The 19,209-nt window shown below is 43.7% G+C and carries 23 protein-coding genes, 1 tRNA gene and 1 pseudogene; 10 read left to right on the forward strand and 15 right to left on the reverse strand.

Annotated features, from left to right (window positions below; all coding sequences use genetic code 11):
- Nucleotides 1–14 precede the first annotated feature (14 nt).
- The 3 genes from L3V45_RS16330 to L3V45_RS16340 all read right to left on the reverse strand — a co-directional run bounded on the left by L3V45_RS16330 (nucleotide 15) and on the right by L3V45_RS16340 (nucleotide 3,446).
- Nucleotides 15–1,832 carry a polysaccharide biosynthesis protein gene (locus tag L3V45_RS16330; protein ID WP_169539199.1) on the reverse strand — a complete coding sequence of 606 codons (1,818 nt, stop codon included), beginning with the start codon at nucleotides 1,830–1,832 and terminating at the stop codon, nucleotides 15–17.
- Nucleotides 1,833–2,052: 220 nt separating this feature from the next.
- Nucleotides 2,053–2,733 (reverse strand): protein tyrosine kinase EpsB, encoded by a 681-nt coding sequence (locus L3V45_RS16335; protein ID WP_003151543.1) that lies wholly within the window; start codon nucleotides 2,731–2,733, stop codon nucleotides 2,053–2,055.
- 5 nt (nucleotides 2,734–2,738) lie between these two features.
- The gene (locus L3V45_RS16340) at nucleotides 2,739–3,446 is read right to left on the reverse strand and encodes a YveK family protein (RefSeq protein WP_014305878.1); all 708 of its coding nucleotides are present in this window, start codon (nucleotides 3,444–3,446) and stop codon (nucleotides 2,739–2,741) included.
- A gap of 244 nt (nucleotides 3,447–3,690) precedes the next feature.
- Between L3V45_RS16340 and slrR the strand changes: the two genes are divergently transcribed.
- The 3 genes from slrR to L3V45_RS16355 all read left to right on the forward strand — a co-directional run bounded on the left by slrR (nucleotide 3,691) and on the right by L3V45_RS16355 (nucleotide 6,024).
- A complete protein-coding gene (slrR, locus tag L3V45_RS16345) occupies nucleotides 3,691–4,146 on the forward strand; it encodes an HTH-type transcriptional regulator SlrR (protein ID WP_003151541.1) in 456 nt (151 codons plus the stop codon).
- Between the two features lie 80 nt (nucleotides 4,147–4,226).
- Nucleotides 4,227–5,675: a carboxylesterase/lipase family protein gene (locus L3V45_RS16350; protein WP_015387670.1), complete on the forward strand. Its 1,449-nt coding sequence runs from the start codon at nucleotides 4,227–4,229 to the stop codon at nucleotides 5,673–5,675.
- A gap of 148 nt (nucleotides 5,676–5,823) precedes the next feature.
- Nucleotides 5,824–6,024 (forward strand): hypothetical protein, encoded by a 201-nt coding sequence (locus L3V45_RS16355; protein ID WP_003151539.1) that lies wholly within the window; start codon nucleotides 5,824–5,826, stop codon nucleotides 6,022–6,024.
- A 31-nt stretch (nucleotides 6,025–6,055) separates the two neighbouring features.
- On the opposite strand, the gene L3V45_RS16360 is transcribed toward L3V45_RS16355, so the two are convergent.
- Together L3V45_RS16360 and L3V45_RS16365 are read right to left on the reverse strand one after the other, a co-directional pair.
- Nucleotides 6,056–6,586, reverse strand: coding sequence for a dihydrofolate reductase family protein (locus L3V45_RS16360; protein ID WP_003151538.1), 531 nt, complete (start codon nucleotides 6,584–6,586; stop codon nucleotides 6,056–6,058).
- A gap of 79 nt (nucleotides 6,587–6,665) precedes the next feature.
- Nucleotides 6,666–7,295: a YczE/YyaS/YitT family protein gene (locus tag L3V45_RS16365; RefSeq protein ID WP_015387669.1), complete on the reverse strand. Its 630-nt coding sequence runs from the start codon at nucleotides 7,293–7,295 to the stop codon at nucleotides 6,666–6,668.
- Between the two features lie 132 nt (nucleotides 7,296–7,427).
- Here L3V45_RS16365 and L3V45_RS16370 point away from each other — a divergent pair, with 132 nt between their 5' ends.
- Nucleotides 7,428–7,946 carry a spermidine/spermine N(1)-acetyltransferase gene (locus tag L3V45_RS16370; protein WP_015387668.1) on the forward strand — a complete coding sequence of 173 codons (519 nt, stop codon included), beginning with the start codon at nucleotides 7,428–7,430 and terminating at the stop codon, nucleotides 7,944–7,946.
- A gap of 41 nt (nucleotides 7,947–7,987) precedes the next feature.
- On the opposite strand, the gene L3V45_RS16375 is transcribed toward L3V45_RS16370, so the two are convergent.
- From L3V45_RS16375 to L3V45_RS16390, 4 genes are all read right to left on the reverse strand, one after another.
- On the reverse strand, nucleotides 7,988–8,476 hold the full coding sequence (locus tag L3V45_RS16375) for a phenolic acid decarboxylase (RefSeq protein WP_014305882.1): 489 nt from the start codon (nucleotides 8,474–8,476) through the stop codon (nucleotides 7,988–7,990).
- Nucleotides 8,477–8,497: 21 nt separating this feature from the next.
- Nucleotides 8,498–8,656, reverse strand: coding sequence for a DUF3237 family protein (locus tag L3V45_RS16380; RefSeq protein ID WP_003151533.1), 159 nt, complete (start codon nucleotides 8,654–8,656; stop codon nucleotides 8,498–8,500).
- Nucleotides 8,657–8,904: 248 nt separating this feature from the next.
- The gene (locus L3V45_RS16385) at nucleotides 8,905–9,189 is read right to left on the reverse strand and encodes a DUF1433 domain-containing protein (RefSeq protein ID WP_003151531.1); all 285 of its coding nucleotides are present in this window, start codon (nucleotides 9,187–9,189) and stop codon (nucleotides 8,905–8,907) included.
- 206 nt (nucleotides 9,190–9,395) lie between these two features.
- Nucleotides 9,396–9,638, reverse strand: a complete 243-nt coding sequence (locus tag L3V45_RS16390) for a DUF1433 domain-containing protein (RefSeq protein ID WP_223203804.1) — start codon at nucleotides 9,636–9,638, stop codon at nucleotides 9,396–9,398.
- Nucleotides 9,639–9,885: 247 nt separating this feature from the next.
- On the opposite strand from L3V45_RS16390, the gene L3V45_RS16395 reads away from it, so the two are divergent.
- Nucleotides 9,886–10,011: a hypothetical protein gene (locus tag L3V45_RS16395; RefSeq protein WP_015387666.1), complete on the forward strand. Its 126-nt coding sequence runs from the start codon at nucleotides 9,886–9,888 to the stop codon at nucleotides 10,009–10,011.
- A gap of 95 nt (nucleotides 10,012–10,106) precedes the next feature.
- On the opposite strand, the gene L3V45_RS16400 is transcribed toward L3V45_RS16395, so the two are convergent.
- Nucleotides 10,107–10,451 (reverse strand): DUF1433 domain-containing protein, encoded by a 345-nt coding sequence (locus L3V45_RS16400; RefSeq protein ID WP_236837100.1) that lies wholly within the window; start codon nucleotides 10,449–10,451, stop codon nucleotides 10,107–10,109.
- A 66-nt stretch (nucleotides 10,452–10,517) separates the two neighbouring features.
- On the opposite strand from L3V45_RS16400, the pseudogene L3V45_RS16405 reads away from it, so the two are divergent.
- Nucleotides 10,518–10,628 (forward strand): annotated as a pseudogene (locus L3V45_RS16405) (sporulation transcription factor Spo0A); the annotation flags it as partial.
- Nucleotides 10,629–10,815: 187 nt separating this feature from the next.
- Here L3V45_RS16405 and L3V45_RS16410 read toward each other — a convergent pair.
- Nucleotides 10,816–11,130, reverse strand: coding sequence for a DUF1433 domain-containing protein (locus tag L3V45_RS16410; RefSeq protein WP_014305887.1), 315 nt, complete (start codon nucleotides 11,128–11,130; stop codon nucleotides 10,816–10,818).
- 51 nt (nucleotides 11,131–11,181) lie between these two features.
- On the opposite strand from L3V45_RS16410, the gene L3V45_RS16415 reads away from it, so the two are divergent.
- Nucleotides 11,182–12,609 carry a lipase family protein gene (locus tag L3V45_RS16415; RefSeq protein WP_236837102.1) on the forward strand — a complete coding sequence of 476 codons (1,428 nt, stop codon included), beginning with the start codon at nucleotides 11,182–11,184 and terminating at the stop codon, nucleotides 12,607–12,609.
- A 19-nt stretch (nucleotides 12,610–12,628) separates the two neighbouring features.
- A complete protein-coding gene (locus L3V45_RS16420; RefSeq protein WP_236837106.1) occupies nucleotides 12,629–12,940 on the forward strand; it encodes a hypothetical protein in 312 nt (103 codons plus the stop codon).
- Between the two features lie 59 nt (nucleotides 12,941–12,999).
- Here the strand turns inward: L3V45_RS16420 and L3V45_RS16425 are convergent.
- The 3 genes from L3V45_RS16425 to L3V45_RS16435 form a co-directional block, all read right to left on the reverse strand.
- Nucleotides 13,000–13,075: transfer RNA gene (locus L3V45_RS16425), tRNA-Arg, on the reverse strand.
- Nucleotides 13,076–13,289: 214 nt separating this feature from the next.
- On the reverse strand, nucleotides 13,290–14,759 hold the full coding sequence (locus tag L3V45_RS16430) for a glycoside hydrolase family 32 protein (RefSeq protein ID WP_171463609.1): 1,470 nt from the start codon (nucleotides 14,757–14,759) through the stop codon (nucleotides 13,290–13,292).
- A 14-nt stretch (nucleotides 14,760–14,773) separates the two neighbouring features.
- Entirely contained in the window at nucleotides 14,774–16,006 is a 1,233-nt protein-coding gene (locus tag L3V45_RS16435; RefSeq protein ID WP_003151517.1) for an MFS transporter, read from the reverse strand.
- 389 nt (nucleotides 16,007–16,395) lie between these two features.
- Between L3V45_RS16435 and L3V45_RS16440 the strand changes: the two genes are divergently transcribed.
- Together L3V45_RS16440 and clpP are read left to right on the forward strand one after the other, a co-directional pair.
- Nucleotides 16,396–17,370, forward strand: coding sequence for a LacI family DNA-binding transcriptional regulator (locus L3V45_RS16440; protein ID WP_236837107.1), 975 nt, complete (start codon nucleotides 16,396–16,398; stop codon nucleotides 17,368–17,370).
- 247 nt (nucleotides 17,371–17,617) lie between these two features.
- On the forward strand, nucleotides 17,618–18,214 hold the full coding sequence (gene clpP / locus L3V45_RS16445) for an ATP-dependent Clp endopeptidase proteolytic subunit ClpP (RefSeq protein ID WP_003151513.1): 597 nt from the start codon (nucleotides 17,618–17,620) through the stop codon (nucleotides 18,212–18,214).
- 43 nt (nucleotides 18,215–18,257) lie between these two features.
- On the opposite strand, the gene L3V45_RS16450 is transcribed toward clpP, so the two are convergent.
- The gene (locus tag L3V45_RS16450) at nucleotides 18,258–19,118 is read right to left on the reverse strand and encodes a LysR family transcriptional regulator (protein ID WP_024085839.1); all 861 of its coding nucleotides are present in this window, start codon (nucleotides 19,116–19,118) and stop codon (nucleotides 18,258–18,260) included.
- Nucleotides 19,119–19,209 lie beyond the last annotated feature (91 nt).

Raw genomic sequence — 19,209 nt, forward strand, 5'->3', positions numbered from 1 at the left:
TTTCTGTCCTCCCATCACACACCTGCGGCCGCTTCTTCATGTACTGATTCGATCGCCTCAAACAGCCGTTTTCTCAGCTCATCTTCAGGCAGGCGGCTGAATTCTTCCATAAAACGGATGAGCACCGCCCAATCCCCGTCGATCGCTTTCCCGATATGGATTTTCGGAAAAATCTGTTCCGTATGTACTTCATTATGATTCAGCAGTTCTTCATACATCTTTTCTCCCGGGCGGATGCCGGAGAATTCAATAGGAATCTGTTCTGTCGTATAGCCTGATAAATGAATCAGGTTTTTTGCCAAGTCGACGATTTTGACGGGTTCTCCCATATCCAGAACGAAAATCTGCCGCCCTTTTGCAAGCGCCCCCGCCTGAATGACGAGTCTTGACGCTTCGGGGATCGTCATAAAATATCTTGTCATCGCCGGATGCGTGACGGTGACGGGTCCGCCTTTTTCAATCTGCTTTTTGAAAATCGGAATGACGCTGCCGCGGCTTCCGAGCACATTGCCGAAACGGACGGCGGCGAATTTGGTGTTGCTGACCTTTCCGAGGTTCATGATGACCATTTCCGCAAACCGCTTCGTCGCGCCCATGACATTGGCCGGATTGACCGCTTTGTCAGAAGAAATCAGCACGAATGTTTCCGTTCCGCACATATCGGCGGCTTCGGCGACATTTTTCGTGCCGATAATATTATTTTTGACGGCTTCTTCCGGATTATGTTCCATTAACGGCACATGTTTATGGGCGGCCGCATGATAGACGACGTGCGGCTCGTATTTTTTCATCAACGTAAAGATTTTATCTCTGTCCTGAATATCGGCGATCTCCGCGTGAAAAAGCACCTCTTTGCCGAAGCGTGCGGACAGTTCGTTATGCACCGAATAAATGCTGTTCTCCCCGTGGCCGAGAAGGACGATTTCATGCGGAAGAAACGAGCTGATCTGGCGGCAGATTTCAGAACCGATAGAGCCGCCGGCGCCCGTGACCAGAATCGTTTTCCCTTTGATGCTGTCAGAAATTTTGCTCGTATCAAGGGTGACCGGCTTTCTGCCGAGGAGATCTTCGGCTTTCACATCCCTGATGTGTCCGGCAGCCTGCGTTCCGAGCAGGATCTCATCAAATTGCGGCATGATTTTAATATGGGCGCCCGTCTGTACACATTCTTTGTACAGCGTCTGGAGCTCATGGGTGCAAAGAGACGGAATGGCAATGATGATGTGGTGAATTCTCAGCCTCTGCACCGCCGGCATAATGCTTTCTTTTCCGCCGATGACGGGCAGGCCCATGATTTTGAGCTTATGCTTCGTCTGATCATCATCAATAAAAGCCACAGGCATGATTCCGAGATCATTTTTCTGCGTAAGCTGACGGACGAGCAGCGTTCCTCCCGCGCCCGCGCCGATGATCAGCGCCCGGGAAGAGTCATTTTGCTTCCTGCCGATCGTTTCTTTCAGCACGCGCGAAATCATCCGGCTTCCTCCGATGAACAATAGCTGAACCATCCAGCTGACGGCTAACAGCCGGAACAAAATCGTGTGGAACACCCCGTATTGGACGGCGGCTGTGACAGCTGCGGACAGCGTGATCCCCTTCAGCAGATCAAGCAGCTCGCCAATTCCCGTATACGTCCATACCTGCTTATACTGGTGAAACATAAAAGCGCATACATGATGGCTGATCAGCATGGTCACGGCGGTCAGCAGCAACGCTCCGGAGTCATAAAAGTGATAAGAATCCTCAAAAAATTGATATCCTATAACAACGGAAAGTAAAACGAGATACGTATCCAATGCAAAAATCATTGAAAGTCTTCTCCGGTAAGTCAATCTTTCCCCTCCTCATTTATCGGTTTAGCTGATACGGTTTTCGTAAAAACAGACATAACAGCTAAGCCGATAACAATGCATCATCTTAAGATAAATTGGGCATTTAACCCGTCCTCACACCCCGCCACCGACGACCAGCATCTAAGGCGGCGGAAAACGCCGCCCACAGCAGAGCCGAGTGCCTCCGTTGATAAAGGTAAGGAGACATCACCTGCACCGCTCAATACGAGTAGTGCTCTGTTTTTTTGATTTTCTTTTTATTCAGCAGCGCCCCCAAAAGCTTTGCCTTTGACTGCTGGAGCGCGTCTTTCGCCTTTTGGACGGTATCCATTTTCGTTTTTCCGCTCAAGACGACGAGAACGCTTCCATCTGTCTGGTTCGCTAAAATCTGGCCGTCCGCCACCGCCAAAAGCGGAGGTGAATCGAAAATAACCAGACTGTACCGGCTGTACATCTCCTGAATCAGCTCTCCCATCGCCTTTGAAGATAAAAGCTCGGCCGGATTCGGCGGCGTCGGCCCGCTCGTTAAGACGTAAAGGTTATCAATCAGCGTTTTTTGCACCGTTTCGCCGAGGGAAGCGTTTCCGACTAACACATTCGTAAGGCCTTGTACATTTTCAAGCTGATAGGTCTCGTGTATCGTCGGTTTTCGTAAATCGGCATCGACAAGCAGCACCTTTTTTTCCTGCTGCGCAAATACCGCGGCAAGGTTGGCGGCGCTGAATGACTTTCCTTCTCCCGGAACGGAGGAAGTGACGAGAATAGAGCGCAAATGGGTCTGAACAGAGGAGAACTCAATATTTGTCCGAATGGTGCGGTATTGTTCAGCCACCAATGATTTGTGATGTAAAACGGATATTTGAGCCAGTCCCCTTCTTGATTTCTTTTTTCTGAATCCCAAACGCCTCACTCCCCGAAATGTTTTTCATCAGACCGTGTCTGCTGATTTTTGATGTCATACACAACCCCTAAAACAGGCAAGTCTGTTTTTTCGCTGAGCTGCCGCTCGCTTTTAACGGTTTCATCAAGAAAGTGGAGAAAAAACGCAAGCGTCACACCCGCCATGAGAGCCGCACCGAACGCCATCATGATATTCCTGATGCGCGAAGGCTTGACCATCGGGCTTTCCGATGCTTTTGCCTCGGACAAAACAATGACGCCTTTTATATTCATCCTGTCACGGACTTCTTTTTTAAATGTCTTCATCAGCGTGTTCGCTATAGCGGCGGCCTGTTTCGGGTTCTCGTCCTGCACCGCTGCGTTAATGATCTCTGAATCGGTTTCGCTGCTTGTCGTGATCTTTGCTTTTAAAGCGGATGCCGTCTCAGAAAGATGCAGCTTCTGTTTCACTTTCTCAAGCACAACCGGGCTTTTCATTATCGTTTGAAACGTATTGTTGTAATGAAGATTCAGCTGAACGTCGCTGAGATTCGAATTTTTTTCACCGCTTGTTTCATGAATGAGCACTTGGGTCGATGCCTGATAAACGGGCGAAATCACCCGGAATTGGATGTATCCCGTCACCAGCGTTACAACTGCTGTCATGATAAAAATCAGTAAAAATCTGTGTTTAATAATGTCAAATAACTCTTTAAAACTCATATTCTCATTCATGTAATTACAGCCTCATCCTTATTGCATCAGGCTTAAACGCCCCCTTCTGTTAATGATTGGATTATAAAAGAAAAGGTCGAAATTTGAAAATTTCAAATTAAGCCATTTAGTTCTTTTTAGAGAACATTATCATGATTTTCCTCTTATTTACTGCACTTCCCTTATAATTTTAAATTTTATAAAGAACGAAAAATTTCTTATAATGAACAAAAAAATGCCAGTATACAGGGGAGAATTCAGCACAATGATTGGAAGAATAATTCGTTTATACCGCAGAAGAAAAGGCTACTCTATTAATCAGCTAGCAGTTGAAGCAGGTGTCTCTAAATCTTATTTAAGCAAGATAGAACGGGGGGTTCACTCAAATCCGTCCATCCAATTTCTGAAAAAAGTATCCGCCACCCTGCAGGTCGATCTGACGGAGCTTTTTGATGCCGAAACGATGCTGCATCACATGGGAGGCACGGAAGATGAGTGGCGCATCCACCTTGTGCAGGCCGTGCAGTCGGGCATGCCGAAAGAAGAACTGTTCACCTTTACGAACAAACTGACTGAAAAGCGCCCGGAGCCCGCACCCTACCGCAACAGAAAACTGACTGAATCCAACATTGAAGAATGGAAAGCGCTGATGCAGGAAGCAAAAGAACTCGGCTTGTCCGTTCAGGAAGTCAGATCATTTTTAGAACGGAAGCGTTACTGATGATATGCTGATGAAAGGGCTTTTATTCGCTTCATGCCTTCATCTCTGTTTATAATGAAAAGAAAAAAGGGGATGAAATCATGACAAAACTTACCGTTCAAACCCGCTGCGGCGCACTGAAAGGAACTGCCGGCCGCGGTGCCCGCACATGGAAGGGCATACCGTACGCGAAGCCGCCCGTCGGAGAGCTGAGATTTAAAGCGCCGGAGCCGCCCGCACCTTGGGACGGCATAAAACATGCCGATTCGTTCGGGCCGATTTGTCCGCAGCCGGATGATATGCTGTCCATATCGTTTTCCGGAGATATACCGCCTCAATCTGAAGATTGCCTTTACCTCAACGTTTTCGCCCCCGATTCAGAGGGCGAAAAAAAGCCTGTCATGGTATGGATACACGGCGGGGCATTTTATTTAGGTGCCGGAAGCGAACCGCTTTACGACGGATCTGCCCTTGCCGCTGACGGAGATGTCATTGTCGTGACACTCAATTACAGGCTCGGACCGTTAGGCTTTTTACATTTGTCTTCTATTCATGACGCGTATTCCGCCAATATCGGGCTGCTCGATCAGATCGCCGCGCTGCGCTGGGTGAGGGACAATATCTCCGAATTTGGAGGAGACCCGGATAACGTTACGATATTTGGTGAATCGGCAGGCGGTATGAGCATCGCTGCGCTTATGGCAATGCCTGACGCAAAAGGCCTGTTTCATAAAGCCATTTTAGAAAGCGGCGCCTCTCATACGATGCCGGCGGATATGGCAAAAGACATCGCGGCGGCATTTATTCATGAAGCCGGCACTGATCAATTGCAGGAGCTTTCCGTTAATGACCTGCTTAAGACTGCGGATAAAGTGCGGCGCTCACTGGATCAAAACATTTTTCAGCTTTTGTTTCAGCCCGCCATCGATCCGGCCACATTGCCTGCGGAACCGGTGAAAGCCATAGCAGACGGGGCCGCAGAAGGCATACCTATGATCATCGGAACCAATCGTGATGAAGCATATTTGTTTTTCACCCCTGATACAGACATTCACTCCGAGAAAAAGCAGCAAGATTATTTGCATTATCACCTCGGAGAAAACTGCACCGAACAAGCGGCAGATTTATATCCGCATTCATTAAAGGGACAAATCGATATGATGACGGATCTGATTTTCTGGCGGCCGGCTGTCGCTTTCGCACAAGGACAGTCGCAACACGCACCGGTCTGGATGTACCGCTTTGATTGGCATGGCGAAACACCGCCGTTTCATAAAGCCGTTCACGCTCTGGAATTGCCGTTTGTGTTCGGAAACTTTGATTCTTTGAGAAAGACGCTGCAAGAGCCGCTCGGTGATGACGCAGAACAGCTTTCCAAACAAATTCAATCCGCATGGCTCGCTTTTGCAAAAACCGGAAACCCGAACACCTCTCACTTCAATTGGCCTGAATATGAAACCGATTCACGCGAAACTTTGCTTTTCAACACGGATACCGCTGTCGAAAGTGATCCCGATTCAGCAAAACGCCGCATCCTGTTTCAAGCATAACAAACGCCAAGGGAGCCGGCTCCCTTGGCGTTTCATTTTCATCTTACAGACATCAGTCAGCTTCGCAGCATATCCATTTCCGCATTACCCCTGATATGTTATATTCCAACCCAATACGTTAACCAAACATTCATAAAGGAGTTTCTATATGGAGAAATCAAGTATTATCGGTACAGCTGCCGTTATAATCGGGGCGCTTATTATCTTAGTTTCATTTATCTTCCTGCGCGACACTGATTTCTATGCCGTGAGGTGGATAGGGGTTGTTATCATGGTTGCAGGGTTTTCATTCGGTCCGGCCCACACCATTTCAAAACATAAAAACAAACATGAAAAAGAAACCCGGTAACCTTTACTGGGTTTCGTTCATACATTTCATTTCATCTCACTTCATAATGCAACTCCGCAAATTGTTTGTAACGCCTGACATCAGTCAGCTTCAGTCCTGTCTCCCGGTCTCCGGGTTTAAACAAAGAAATTCCGCGGCCGAGCAGAACGGGGGCGATCTGAATGATAAACTCATCGACAAGTTTTTCCTCCAAAACCGGGTGCAGCAGATCACTCCCGCCGACAATCCAAATCCGCTTGCCTTCTTGGCGTTTCAATGCATTTATAAAATCGGCAGGCTCTTCATGAATAAACCGCACATGTTCAGTACGCCCGGTCAATGTCCGCGAAAACACATAGCATTCTTTACCTTTGTACGGAAATTCCTCAGGCAATAAAACCAATATTTCCTCGTATGTTTTTCTGCCCATAATGATCGTATCGACAGATTCATAGAAAGCTTCATAATCGGTGCTGTCTTCACCTTCAGTTCCGATTAACCAATCTAAAGAATGATTTTCCCGCGCAAGATAGCCATCTGCGCTGACAGCTCCGTAAAAAACGAGCTTTCTTTGACCGCTCATAAAAATCCCTCCCCCTTTTTTATTATACCTTAAACATGCGGGTGAAATGAAAAATGATAGAATCGGGTAAAAACCGCCGTTACCGGGTTTTCGTTTCTTCCTGCTTTGGAGATGCTGTTAATATGCCGTCTATCCATCTTCCGGTAATCGGCATAAAGAAATGAAGGATGATCCCGCCTAAACAAACGGTTAATAACGTTCCGATGCCTACCGGACCTTTTAGCATCAAGGCCAGTATGAAAAATATGAAGTAAATGACCGTTCTTGAAAAAAAGATGCTTCTCCCGGTTAAATCACGGACAATTAGCGTTAACCGATCAACCGGGATCGGTGCGAAATTTGTGTGCAGATAGGTTGCGGTTCCTATCCCTATCACAACTAAACCGATTGCAAAACAGCCCGCCTTTCCGTACCATAGTTCAGGCGTTATGACTCGATGCAGAAAAAAAAGCCACATATCAATCCCGATTCCCGTTATGAACGCCGTAATCATCCCTGAAAATTCCGGTCTTTGCCTTTTTAACATTGAATTACAGCAAATTAACAGGAAAGCGATGATGATTTCCCAGCTTCCCACGGTAAGCCCTGCATGGACGGACAATCCCACAATAAGCGCATCAAAAGGCGATGTTCCAAGATCTGATTGAATCGTGACAGAAATACCAAAGGTCAAGATCATGATTCCTAAAACATAAAAAACATATTTCACTTTATCGTCCTCATTTTCTTATTTTATGTTGCAAATACAACAAAATTACGGTATGTTTACTATACGGTATTTTCATTGCAAATACAACAAAATTCAGCTGATATGATAAATGAAGAAAGGAGCTGTATGACCATGAGTATTCAATTAAAAAAGTGCAGCCTTAACGATATAACAGAGCTCCGGGAGATAAGCATTGAAACATTCAATGATACATTTAAAGATCAAAATTCACCTGAAAATATGAAAGCTTATTTGGAAAATGCATTCCGCTCTGAACAGCTGAAAAAGGAATTATCCAATCCGTCTTCTCAATTCTATTTTGTTTATTATCATCATGACCTTGCGGGGTATGTAAAAGTCAACATGAACGAAGCACAGTCAGAAAAAATGGGGGAAGATTCTCTTGAGATTGAGAGAATTTATATAAGAAAAAGCCATCAGAAACACGGGCTTGGCAAATATCTGCTGAATGAAGCTGTGAAAATCGCAACAGCACACAATAAAAAGAACATCTGGCTGGGCGTATGGGAAAAAAACGAAAATGCAATCGCCTTTTATCAAAAAATGGGGTTTGTCCAAACCGGAGAACACTCTTTTTATATGGGGGATGATAAACAAGTCGACTTTATCATGACCAAAACCCTCTCGTAAAAGGATACAAAAAACCCGGCCAAGCTGCCGGGTTTTTTCTCTTATTTTAATTTTCCCGCACGGATATCATCGGTCATTCCTTCGTACGGCGCTTCTGAAATCAATGTTTCGTTATTGATTCCCGCATTGTTAAGATACGTAATATCCGCAAACTCGGGAACGACATATTTCGGGTACGTTTCATATTTCTCACGTGACTCTTTCATCACGTCAATGTAATCATTTTGGTAGCACACCGTGATTTCCGGATGCTCATGCACCCATTTCGGGAAGAAAATAATTCCGTGCATCCGTTTTTCATTCGGCATAAAGTTTAAGGAAACGTCTGTGCCTGTCGGTTCAGTCCATGACACTTTGTATACGCCTTCTGTCAGCTTGACGATATTCACTTCCTGGTCGCGCACCCAACGGCCGCCTACCATTCCGCTATGAATCCGATAGTCGATCGTATGATCATTTTTAATATAGATTTCATACTCCCAGCCGTTTTCATACGTGTAAATCATATGGCTTCCGATAAAGTTTTCCATGTTGACTCACTCTCCATCTTATTATTGAATTTCATAAATATCTAACCGAATGTCATCCGGCAATCTGACCGCAGCCCCGATAAACAGCCGGTCCTGCAGATGCTGATATGCCTCACTGCTTGTTTCAAACACAGGCACAGTGCGGAAATACACGTGCTCGGGATCAATGATGCGTTTCACTGACTCATAAATGACTTTTTTAAAGAAGGTTCATTCAAGGACGTATCACCTCCCGAGACATTATGTTTGTTTAAACATGTAACTATTTACATGATTAATTGTAACGCTGTTAAAATGGACTGTCAAATAATGAGCTGTTTCCGGTTATGTTTTACAGTGTTCAATAAAAAAAGACAAGGGCGGCACATGCCGAAACCCTTGTCTTTTTCATTAAGCTCATCTATAAAAAAACGCAGACGAGCGTCTTCTTAGTAATCACAATCTTTATCTCTGCATTCTTTCTTACTTACAGCGTCTATTGAGTGCCCCATGATCTTGTCATTGGCCTTATCGTAAATACCATCGAATTTATTCGATGTATCACCGTTGTAATAGCCAAATACCTCTATCCCGCCCATTGGATCTATCTCGTATTTATCTTTAAATGTAACGTTATGTATGCCTTCATAATTCGCTTTGATAAATTTCTCCATTCGTTCTTGAGCAATCTTTATCTCTTCAGCCTGAACATTTTTATCATTCATACTCTTCATTATAAAACCTCCGGCTGCTATTAAGATAATGAAGATAATAATATATTTTTTCACAGAATCATCCGTCCCATCAGTTATGATGAAGCTCGCGGAATGGAAAAATGGTGGTGACATCCGATGCATTTAGGGTCTTAAGATTTTTCTTCAATGTCCGCAGAGGATCATATAAGCGGCAATCCAGAGTACTTCTTTATTCCAGCGTCTTTTTAGTATTCACATTCTTTTTCCTGACATTCGGGTTTCTCTTCTGCATCGACTGACGAAACTCCTATTTCATCATTCGTTTTGTCATAAAGTCCGAAAAATTCTTTTTCCTTATTACCATTCAAGTACCCCTTCAAGGAAATACCACCCATAGGATTTATTTTATAATTGTTAATGTATGTAATCCGCTTTATATTTTTGTAATTAGCTTTTATATAACTTTCCATTTTATTTTTCGCTTGGATAAAAAGTTCTTGTTCTGCTTCTTTTTAATCATGGTGGTACTTCATGTAGATACTTCCTGACGCTATAGTTATCACAAATATTAGGGCAATTTTGCATCTCTTCACAAACTCATCCTTTCTTAGATTAAATTTATATCAACCTCGGGGTGTTGTACATGTCTAAAAAACATCAACGTATCAAGTATCAGTGATCGAGAATACTTTTTTATAAGCGTTAGTTATAGTTAGATCTAGGTTAAATGAAGTGATGAAGGAGAAAGGAATTCAAATCCAGAAGGAATTGGCTGATTTAGTTGGTTCTACTGAGGCTGCGATAAGCAGATTTAAAACAAATACAAGATATGATATCACAACACTATTCATTATTAACTGAGGATTAAATGTACCTATGGAAGATTTGTTTTATGTCGAGGAGATAGAGTAAGAGCAATAAAACAAAATTAGCTCAGCTCGATTGAGCTGGCTAATTTATCTTGTACAAAGCTTATCTTTACATTCTTCTTTGGGTTCGGCATCAACCGTATATGATAATATTTCTTTATTGCCTGGATCATATCGACCTTCAAACTCTTTTTTTCCATTCGTATAACCCTTAATACTAATACCACCCATTGGATTAATATGGTAATCCTCGGAAAAATGGATATTATCCACATTTTTATAGTTCATTGTTAAAAACTTTTCCATATGATTCTGGGCTTCTTCGAATAACGCAATCTCTTTTTCCTTCTGATCATACTGATGCTTCATAAAAAGTCCCCCAACTGCTATAATTATTAAAATAAGGATAATTATGTACTTTTTCTTTTTCATTTGGAAATCAATCCCTTCCTATAAATAACTGTCGTTCTTAAGTAAACGAAATGAGCGAAAACTTGATATGAATATACTTTCAGCATGTCAAAAGCAAAGCTAACCAATTCAGAATTCATCGCGATTGTTGCTGACAAGTTAAGATTGGAACTTAAAGCGAGTAAAATGCTGATCTGACGTTTTCCTGTCGTTGAGTTGTCATGATATTTGTACGCGTTTACCGTTAATATCGGGGATACCTCGACAAATGAGACGGTAGAGGCGATTGATCTCAGGAATAGGTTTGAACTGTATGAGAAACATATCACGAATTTTGTAAGATAATTAAACAAAATAAATACCCACTCATCCTGAGGTGGGTATTTTACCTTTCTTCGGCATTGACCACTGAAATACCTATCTCCTTGTTCGTTGGATCATATATACCGGAAAATTCTTTTTCTTTATTATTATTTATGTAGCCTGAAACTTCAACTCCGCCTGTCGGATCGATATTGTAGTCTTTTGAAAAGTGAACTTCCTGTACATTTTTATAGTCTTTTTTTAAGTAATTCCTCATATGATCTTGCGCCTCAATCACAAGTTTTTCTTCGTTTTTATGTTTATCATATTGATGCTTCACGAAAAAACCTCCCACTGCTATAATTATAACAATTAGGATAATAATGTATTTTCTCATGCGTATCATCCTTTCGGAACTATTTTACAATATAAGAAAGGTGATGTATATATGCCAAAAGGAAAAGAAATAACCGTCTCTGATGTCACAGATAAAGAATATTACCGTTTGAGTCAAGCAGCTTACAATTATAAAATGTTAGCCCTGCATATGAAATATAAAACTCCTTATAAAATAAGTAAGACGTCATATTGGTACGTTGAGAAAGTGAAGCAGGATTCTGATACGGGTCTTGATGCCTTTGTATTCTCAAAAGGCATCAAGTCCAAAAACGGAAAATGGATAAAATCAAAAAACCCCGAAAATGTGGTCGTCGCTTTTGCGGGAACCGATATCGGAAAAGACCCGATCAATGACGGCGTAAAAGCGGACGGCGGGAATATTGTTTTCGGAAATGATCCGCAAAAAGAAGTGTATTATATTGTAAAAAAAGGCGCGGAGGATACCTCGAAAACACTCGGAAAATATAATGGAACGCCCTCTCAAGACGCCATGCTCACAACCGGAAAGTATAAGCTGATAACGAAAACATCGCAAATCGATCAAGCCGATCAGCAGGTACGCAGCGTAAAGAAAAAGTATGCCGGAACATCAACGATTATTTCAACAACCGGCCATTCACTCGGCGGCGCTGAGGCCGAATACAGCGCGGTGAATAATGATGTGTACGCCGTCGCGTTTAACAGCCCTTCCGTCGTGAAACTGCACGATGAGGAAACACAGAAAGACATCAACAGCGGCATATACGATCCTTACATCCGGTCAATTATCAATCCGGACGACATGGTCGGGGCGGGTTATTGGAACGAATATGACCGCCACAACGGGACAACGATTTATACGAAAAACCCCTCACTCTCACAGTTCAGCCGGAAGCAGCGGCTTGATGGGAACTTAAACGAGCAGATCAGCAAGAATCTCGCTTATTTCTTTACTACCGTCATTCTGAGAAATCCGGATACACACGGCTTAAACGAAGCGAATTTTATATTTGACCGAAACGGAAACATCACAAATCCGAACGGAGATGAGTTAGTCTTCGAGAAAAATCTCGGCGCTCTTCTGCCGGCCGGTGCGATCGGAAGCGGAGACGCGATAAAAGTAACGCCGAAAAACGCAAAGAAGCTGGCTGAAAAGGTGCAGGCCATGACTGAGGATTTGCGGACGATGAAAAAAGAAGCGCAGAACGCCTATCAAGAGCACGATGAAAAAATCGCCGAGCTGAAAACAGAATTTTACGGCCAAGTCGGACACGGCTTGTTTGATCAGCTTCAAGCACAGGACGTGACCAATACAATTGAAGATATTGCGCACTCCTACGATAAAGGCCCGATTTTTTACGACACACAGGCTGAGCAGGCGTTTATTGATTCTTTGCAGGCGGCGATCACGGACCTTGAAGAGATCGGCGGATTCTTACATAAAATAGCGGACGAATTTCAGGAAAAAGACCAGATGCTCGCAAACTGGTTAAGATGATGATAGAGGTGGATACATAATGCCGACATTAGACGAACTTTTAGAACACAAGGACGACCCGATGAAGAAAAGGCTGCAGCGGCAGATGCTGAAAACCGCCATGACGCAGGCAGCGGGGACAAAACTGGAAACAGTGCGCCAAACGCTGAAACCGACATTCGAAATGGACACATTGAAAGATGAATTATATGAAGTGTATTCAGCACTATTGAACAGCTTTGAAGGCAAGGCGCAAAAAGCTCTTGCGCAGCGGATCAGTGAAAGTGCGCGGCTGATTGCCCGCACCGAACATAACAGAGACACATTCATTAACAGTTTCAAAACAAGATAAAATAAAAAAACCTCGCAGATTTATCATCTGCGAGGTTTTTCCTATCGTCTTAACCGAGACGCGCTCGGAGGGATTCGAACCCCCGACAGACGTGGTACCGGAAACCACCGCTCTATCCAACTGAGCTACGAGCGCACGTTTTTTCAATCAGATACCTTTATATTATAATAAAGAAACGCACAGAAAGCAACTCTTTTTTGATTATACACAACAGGATTATGCAGCGTCCTCGTGCAGCATAATCCTGCATCGTTTAACGGCATTGATTTTCACAAAAACTTATTTCAGGCGGACTGCCCCCGGCTCGGTACATTTTCAGCCACTTCAGAAAAAGCGGCAATCACCCGTTTCAGCTTTTTTTCCAAATGTCTTTTAACGTCCAATAGGTGAATTCCTCAACCTTTACGGCGCCTTTCTCAGAAAACAGCTCAATCCCCAATCTGCCTTCATTCGGATAGATACGGCTTGTCATCGTTGTTTCTCCATGATTGGCGAATACTTCAATCGAGGATCTGTCAATAAAGATACGCAGCGCCAGCTTGCCGTCTGCATCCAGCCCCACCCTTCTCACACCGTCTTTCTCTTTCCCCATCTTGGTGCAATCAAGTGTCAGCTTTTTATCCGTTAGATTGTATGTCAGCACAAGTTCTTCTTCGTCAAGGCCGCGAATCTTAAAACCTGCCGTTTCGGCATCAGAATCGTTTACATCAAACACGGCTCGGACTTCAAGCAGGTCTTCGGACGTCTTTGCCAAGTAACTCCCTGAAACCGATCGTCCGGCACATTCCCGATATTCCATTTTCCGCAGCTGCTTGGTTTCTTCCACGGGATTCATCAAAAGTTTATGATCATCACGCAAAGTCAGTTCCCGCGGCAAAGTCAATGCACCGCACCATCCGTCCGCTTTTGTCGGCATCTCAGATTCCCACATATCCATCCAGCCGATGGCAATTCTGCGTCCTTTATCATCTAATAGTGTTTGCACGGCGTAAAAGTCATGGCCGTGATCCAGTTCTTTAAAAGCGCCGTGTGTAAATTTGTTTGTTTCATTATTATAGTCACCGATTAAATAGCCGGTTTGATGTAAATTGTTATATGAATCGCCGTCCGCCTCGATACCCTGGGGCGAAATCAGCAGGACATGTTTGCCGCCTAATTCAAAGAAATCAGGACATTCCCACATATAACCGAGATTACCGTCACTTTGGGCGAGAACCCCCGCGTATTCCCAATCACGCAAATCAGGTGAACGGTATAAAACGACCCGTCCGACGTTTTCTTTTGAAGAGTTGCCGATGACCATATACCAAACATCGCGATGCTTCCATACTTTCGGATCGCGGAAATGACGGGCGCTGTCTTCCGGCGGTTCTGTAATAACAGGGTTTTCCTGAAGCTTTTCAAACACGGTTCCATCTTGGCTGACAGCGATATTTTGAGTTTGATAGAATAGGTCTTTCTCTTGATCAATTATATTATGTCCTGTATAGATAAGGGCTAATCTTCCATGATCATCGACCGCGCTTCCCGAAAAACAGCCGCTTTGATCGAATTCGTCCCCCGGAGCTAAAGCAACCGGCAGGTGCTCCCAATGAATGAGATCTTTACTTTTTACATGTCCCCAATGCATCGGCCCCCAATGCTCATCATACGGATGATGCTGAAAAAAGACGTGGTATTCTCCTTTAAACTGAATAAGCCCGTTCGGATCATTGATCCAATTCGCCCGCGGCATAATATGATACCCCAATCGATATCTTTGTTTCACTTTACCCTCGGCTTCCTTCAAAGCTTCTTCCGCCTGCTGAATTCTGTCCATTTGTAACATCCTCTCTATCCGATTTTTTGCAGACGCTGGACACGCCTGCTGTTTTGTTTCGGGCCCAATAAAGTAAATATGGAGATGACGGTAAAACCAAAGACGACGAATCCCATGATGAGATAGGTTTGACGGAACCCCGCACTGTCATATAATCCTCCCGCAAGCGGCGACAGAATCGACGCGCCTGCCTGAGATGCGAATTGAAAACCGACGAGATAAAGGACGGACGACAGACGCGTATCAAAATTGGCAGCCAAATATTTAAAAACGGCGATCAGCATAATCGGCAATTCCAGTGCGTGGATGAGTTTCATTGATGAAATGCCTACAGGCTCAACTGCAATTCCGGACCCGACGATGCGGAAAGCCATTAAAAACCCCGCTAAAATCAAACTGTTTTTCGCCCCGAACTTATTGACGATAAAAGGCGCAAGAAACATCATGCCGGCCTCCAAAAACACCTGGAATGAATTCAGATAGCCGAATACTTGGTTACCCATCGACACTGAAGGAAACAAAGACGCATAGTAGATCGGGAACTGCTGATCATAAACGCCGTAAATGCAAGTCACCCCGATAATGTACGTCATAAAAAACCAGAAATCTTTTAATAAAAAGAGCCGCCCCACATCTTTTAACCGGACCGAATCCGCTCTGTTTTTCTCATGATCGGTCATTTCTATTTTCACGGACATGATAATGGCCGTTAATATGACGGCTGAAACAGACGCGATCCAGAAGTTGATATTGGGATTGATATTGAAAAGCTGCCCTGCAAAAAATGCAGCCGCCGCCCAGCCCAGCGAGCCCCACATTCTTGATTTTCCATACTCGAAATCATACTTACGGCTGACCTTTTCAATGTACGTTTCAATCGCGCCTATTCCCGCCAAAAAAGCGGCTCCCAAATATAAGCCTCCGACAACGGCGCCAAGAAAGACGTTGTATTGTAAAAGCGGCCCATAGACGTAGATATAAAACGGACCCGTGAATATGAGAAGACAGCTGATCATAAACAATATCTTTTTCTTCAGCCCCAATTTGTCAGAGATAAAACCGTAAAGAGGCTGCATGCACAGGGCAAATACGGCGTTTACAGAAAAGATAATGCCTGTCGCTGATCCGTTTAAATTGATTTCCTGCCCTAACCAAATCGCAAATAAAGAATAGCTGGAAGACCAAGTAAAAAAGAAAAAGAAGAAATAAGCACTCAGTTTCCAATACAGACTTTTTGAGCTTTTCATTTGCACCGCTCCTTTAATAGGACCTTTTAATAGTCATTTTGAGCCGCATACTTCCTTCTTCATATTCATCACATACATGCGAGCTCCAAGTAAGCGCTTACTTTCCGCCGCTGCTTGATTCTTTCACTTTATTGCCGCCAGCCATCTCTCCATACCCGTCACTTCCCTTCACTCCGTAAATAAAGCGCTTTCAAAAAGAATTGTATGTCAACCGGTTTCATATGTCAATCGGTTGACATATGATTTTCTGATTATTCCAATCAAACAAAACGCAGCCTCTTTATATGAAAACAGAAACATGGAATGTCCTTGCACATGTCAGCCTGATTCTCTAAAATAAGTGCGTGACGGAAATTGTAAGCCATTTCAGTAAGCAGGAGGGCACGGGAATGAAGCCTAACATTCATGATGTTGCGAAAATAGCGGGAGTTTCATCTACAACCGTTTCGCGGGTATTAAATAACCGCGGCTATATCAGCGAAAAAACAAAAGAAAAAGTGTACAAGGCGATGGAAGAAATCAATTACTTTCCAAACGATCTGGCCCGCTCTTTATTCCGAAAACGAACCAATTTAATAGGACTTATCATCCCAAACTCCAGCAACCCGTTTTTCGGCGAACTCGCCTTTCATATTGAAAGCATTTGTACGTCCATGGGCTACAAACTGCTGCTTTGCAACAGTTTACATCGAAAGGATAAGGAAGAAAAATATTTGGAGATGCTGATAAGAAACCAAGTGGACGGCGTGATCGCCGTGACTTATAACCGGGGAATTCTCAATTATCACAAGCAGAATCTGCCGATTGTCGCCATTGATCATTACTTATCGGACACGATTCCCGTCGTCGGCTCAGACAACTATGACGGCGGAAAAAAGGCGGCTGAACTGCTGATTGAAAAAGGGTGCCGGCACATCGTCCATCTCAACGGCCCGATTGAACTCGAAACACCGGCAAACCTCAGAAGAAAAGCATACGAAGACGTCATGCATGAACACGGACGGAAGCCTATTACATATGAAGTACCCTTTTATCAGCATTACCATGATATTATTTCAACATTATTCGATGAACAGCCTGACACCGACGGAATTTTTGCCAGCGATGATATCATGGCGGCTGCCGTGATGACCGAGGCTAAAAAACGGGGGAAAGACATCCCGAATCAATTAAAAGTGATCGGTTATGACGGCACTGAAACCGTTCAATCGGTTCTGCCGGACTTGACAACCATCCAGCAGCCGATCGAATTGATTTCCAAAACAGCCATCGAGATTTTAGTAAAAGAAATTGAAGGCGAATTTGATGATTTGCCGCTGGAAACGTATTTGCCGGTACGGCTTTTGGAAGGACGGACAACGTAGTCAGACCGTTCAGCCGTATGTACCGACGCGACTGCGGTCTATTTTGAGCGCTCCGGCCATATCATTTTCTCAAGGCTCCGGCGCTGATCATCATCATTTTCACTTTGCTGTTTGAACTTTTTGTTTTATGGGAAAAATGGTGTTAGAAGAAAAGGTTGGCATTTTGGTCAGCGTTTTGTTTGACCTTTATTGACCAAAAATGTATCATGTAAATACATACTTACCTAAAAGGTGAAGGAGGAGCATTATGAATTTAATACCTACAGTCATTGAACAAACGAACCGCGGAGAAAGAGCTTATGACATTTACTCCCGTCTTTTGAAGGACCGTATTATCATGCTTGGATCTGCGATTGATGACAACGTTGCGAACTCCATCGTGTCACAGCTTTTATTCCTTGAAGCGGAAGACCCTGAAAAAGATATTTCCATTTACATTAACAGCCCTGGCGGATCAATCACTGCCGGTATGGCAATCTATGATACAATGCAGTTCATTAAACCGAAAGTATCCACGATCTGCATCGGTATGGCCGCTTCTATGGGAGCATTTTTACTTGCAGCCGGAGAAAAAGGCAAACGTTACGCGCTTCCTAACAGTGAAGTTATGATTCACCAGCCGCTTGGCGGAGCGCAAGGACAGGCGACAGAAATTGAAATCGCCGCAAAACGCATTCTCTTGCTTCGCGACAAATTAAACAAAGTGCTTGCTGAACGTACCGGCCAGCCGCTTGAAGTCATTGAGCGCGATACAGACCGCGACAACTTCAAATCAGCTGATGAAGCTTTAGAATACGGCTTAATCGATAAAGTGCTGACACGCAATACGGAAGACCAGAAGTAATGCCCAAAAAACCTGCAAGAGATGATGTCTCTTGCAGGTTTTTTTATGCTTTATTCCCATTCAAAAAAGTAATGAATGCTTTGACGACAGATAATTCTAACGCTGAAGAATCATACATGAGCCAAGTATCGCGTATCACAGGCTCATTATTTTTATAGGATAGCGCCAATGTGTATAATTCATCAGAAGGCTGAAGACAGATTTCCGGCACAACAGAATAACCGAGGCCGTTTTTCACCATCTCTTTACAGGTTTCCTGCCTGTCTACCTCCATTGCAATGAAAGGCGGTTCAGTAAATTGGTTATTCCACCATTTTTGAATCAAACTTTTCAAAGAAGCATCAGTTTGATAATAAATCATCGGCAATTTGGGAAGGTCCTCACTGTTGATTTCAGTTTTTGAAATAAGGTACAGCCTCTCTTCATTCAGCAGTTGTTTTTCCCCTTGCCAATCATAATTCCCCCTCATAATCCCAAGGTGTACCGCCGAATGATGAAGCAGATCCATCACCTTCGCACTCCATCCCGTATTGACGTGGAATTGTACAGACGGATACTGATCAGAAAACCGTTTTAGAATCGCCGGGAGCTTATACTGAGCAAAATTGCTTGAGACTCCTAATCTGAGAACCCCGCTGACTTCATGGCTCATATTGAGCATATCATCCTTCACTCTTCTGAACTCCTGCAGCATCTCTTTCGAATAATCAACCAGATGTTCACCTTCTGAAGTGAACTCCATCCCTTTTTTTCTTTTATAAAAAAGGCGCACTCCGAATTGTGCTTCCAGGTTTTTGAGCCGATAACTTAACGCCGGCTGTGTCATATATAATCGCTCTGCCGCCTTCGTCATATTTTTTTCTTCGAATAATGTAATGAGCACAATCCAATCCTTTTCATCCATATGAAATCCCCCAAAATATTTTTCTGCTATAAAATTTTCTCCTGTTATAAAATTTTTTTATTCAACTTTATAAAAATTATATGTTTTACTT

The sequence above is a fragment of the Bacillus sp. R45 genome, assembly GCF_021729365.1.
GTDB lineage: Bacteria > Bacillota > Bacilli > Bacillales > Bacillaceae > Bacillus > Bacillus velezensis.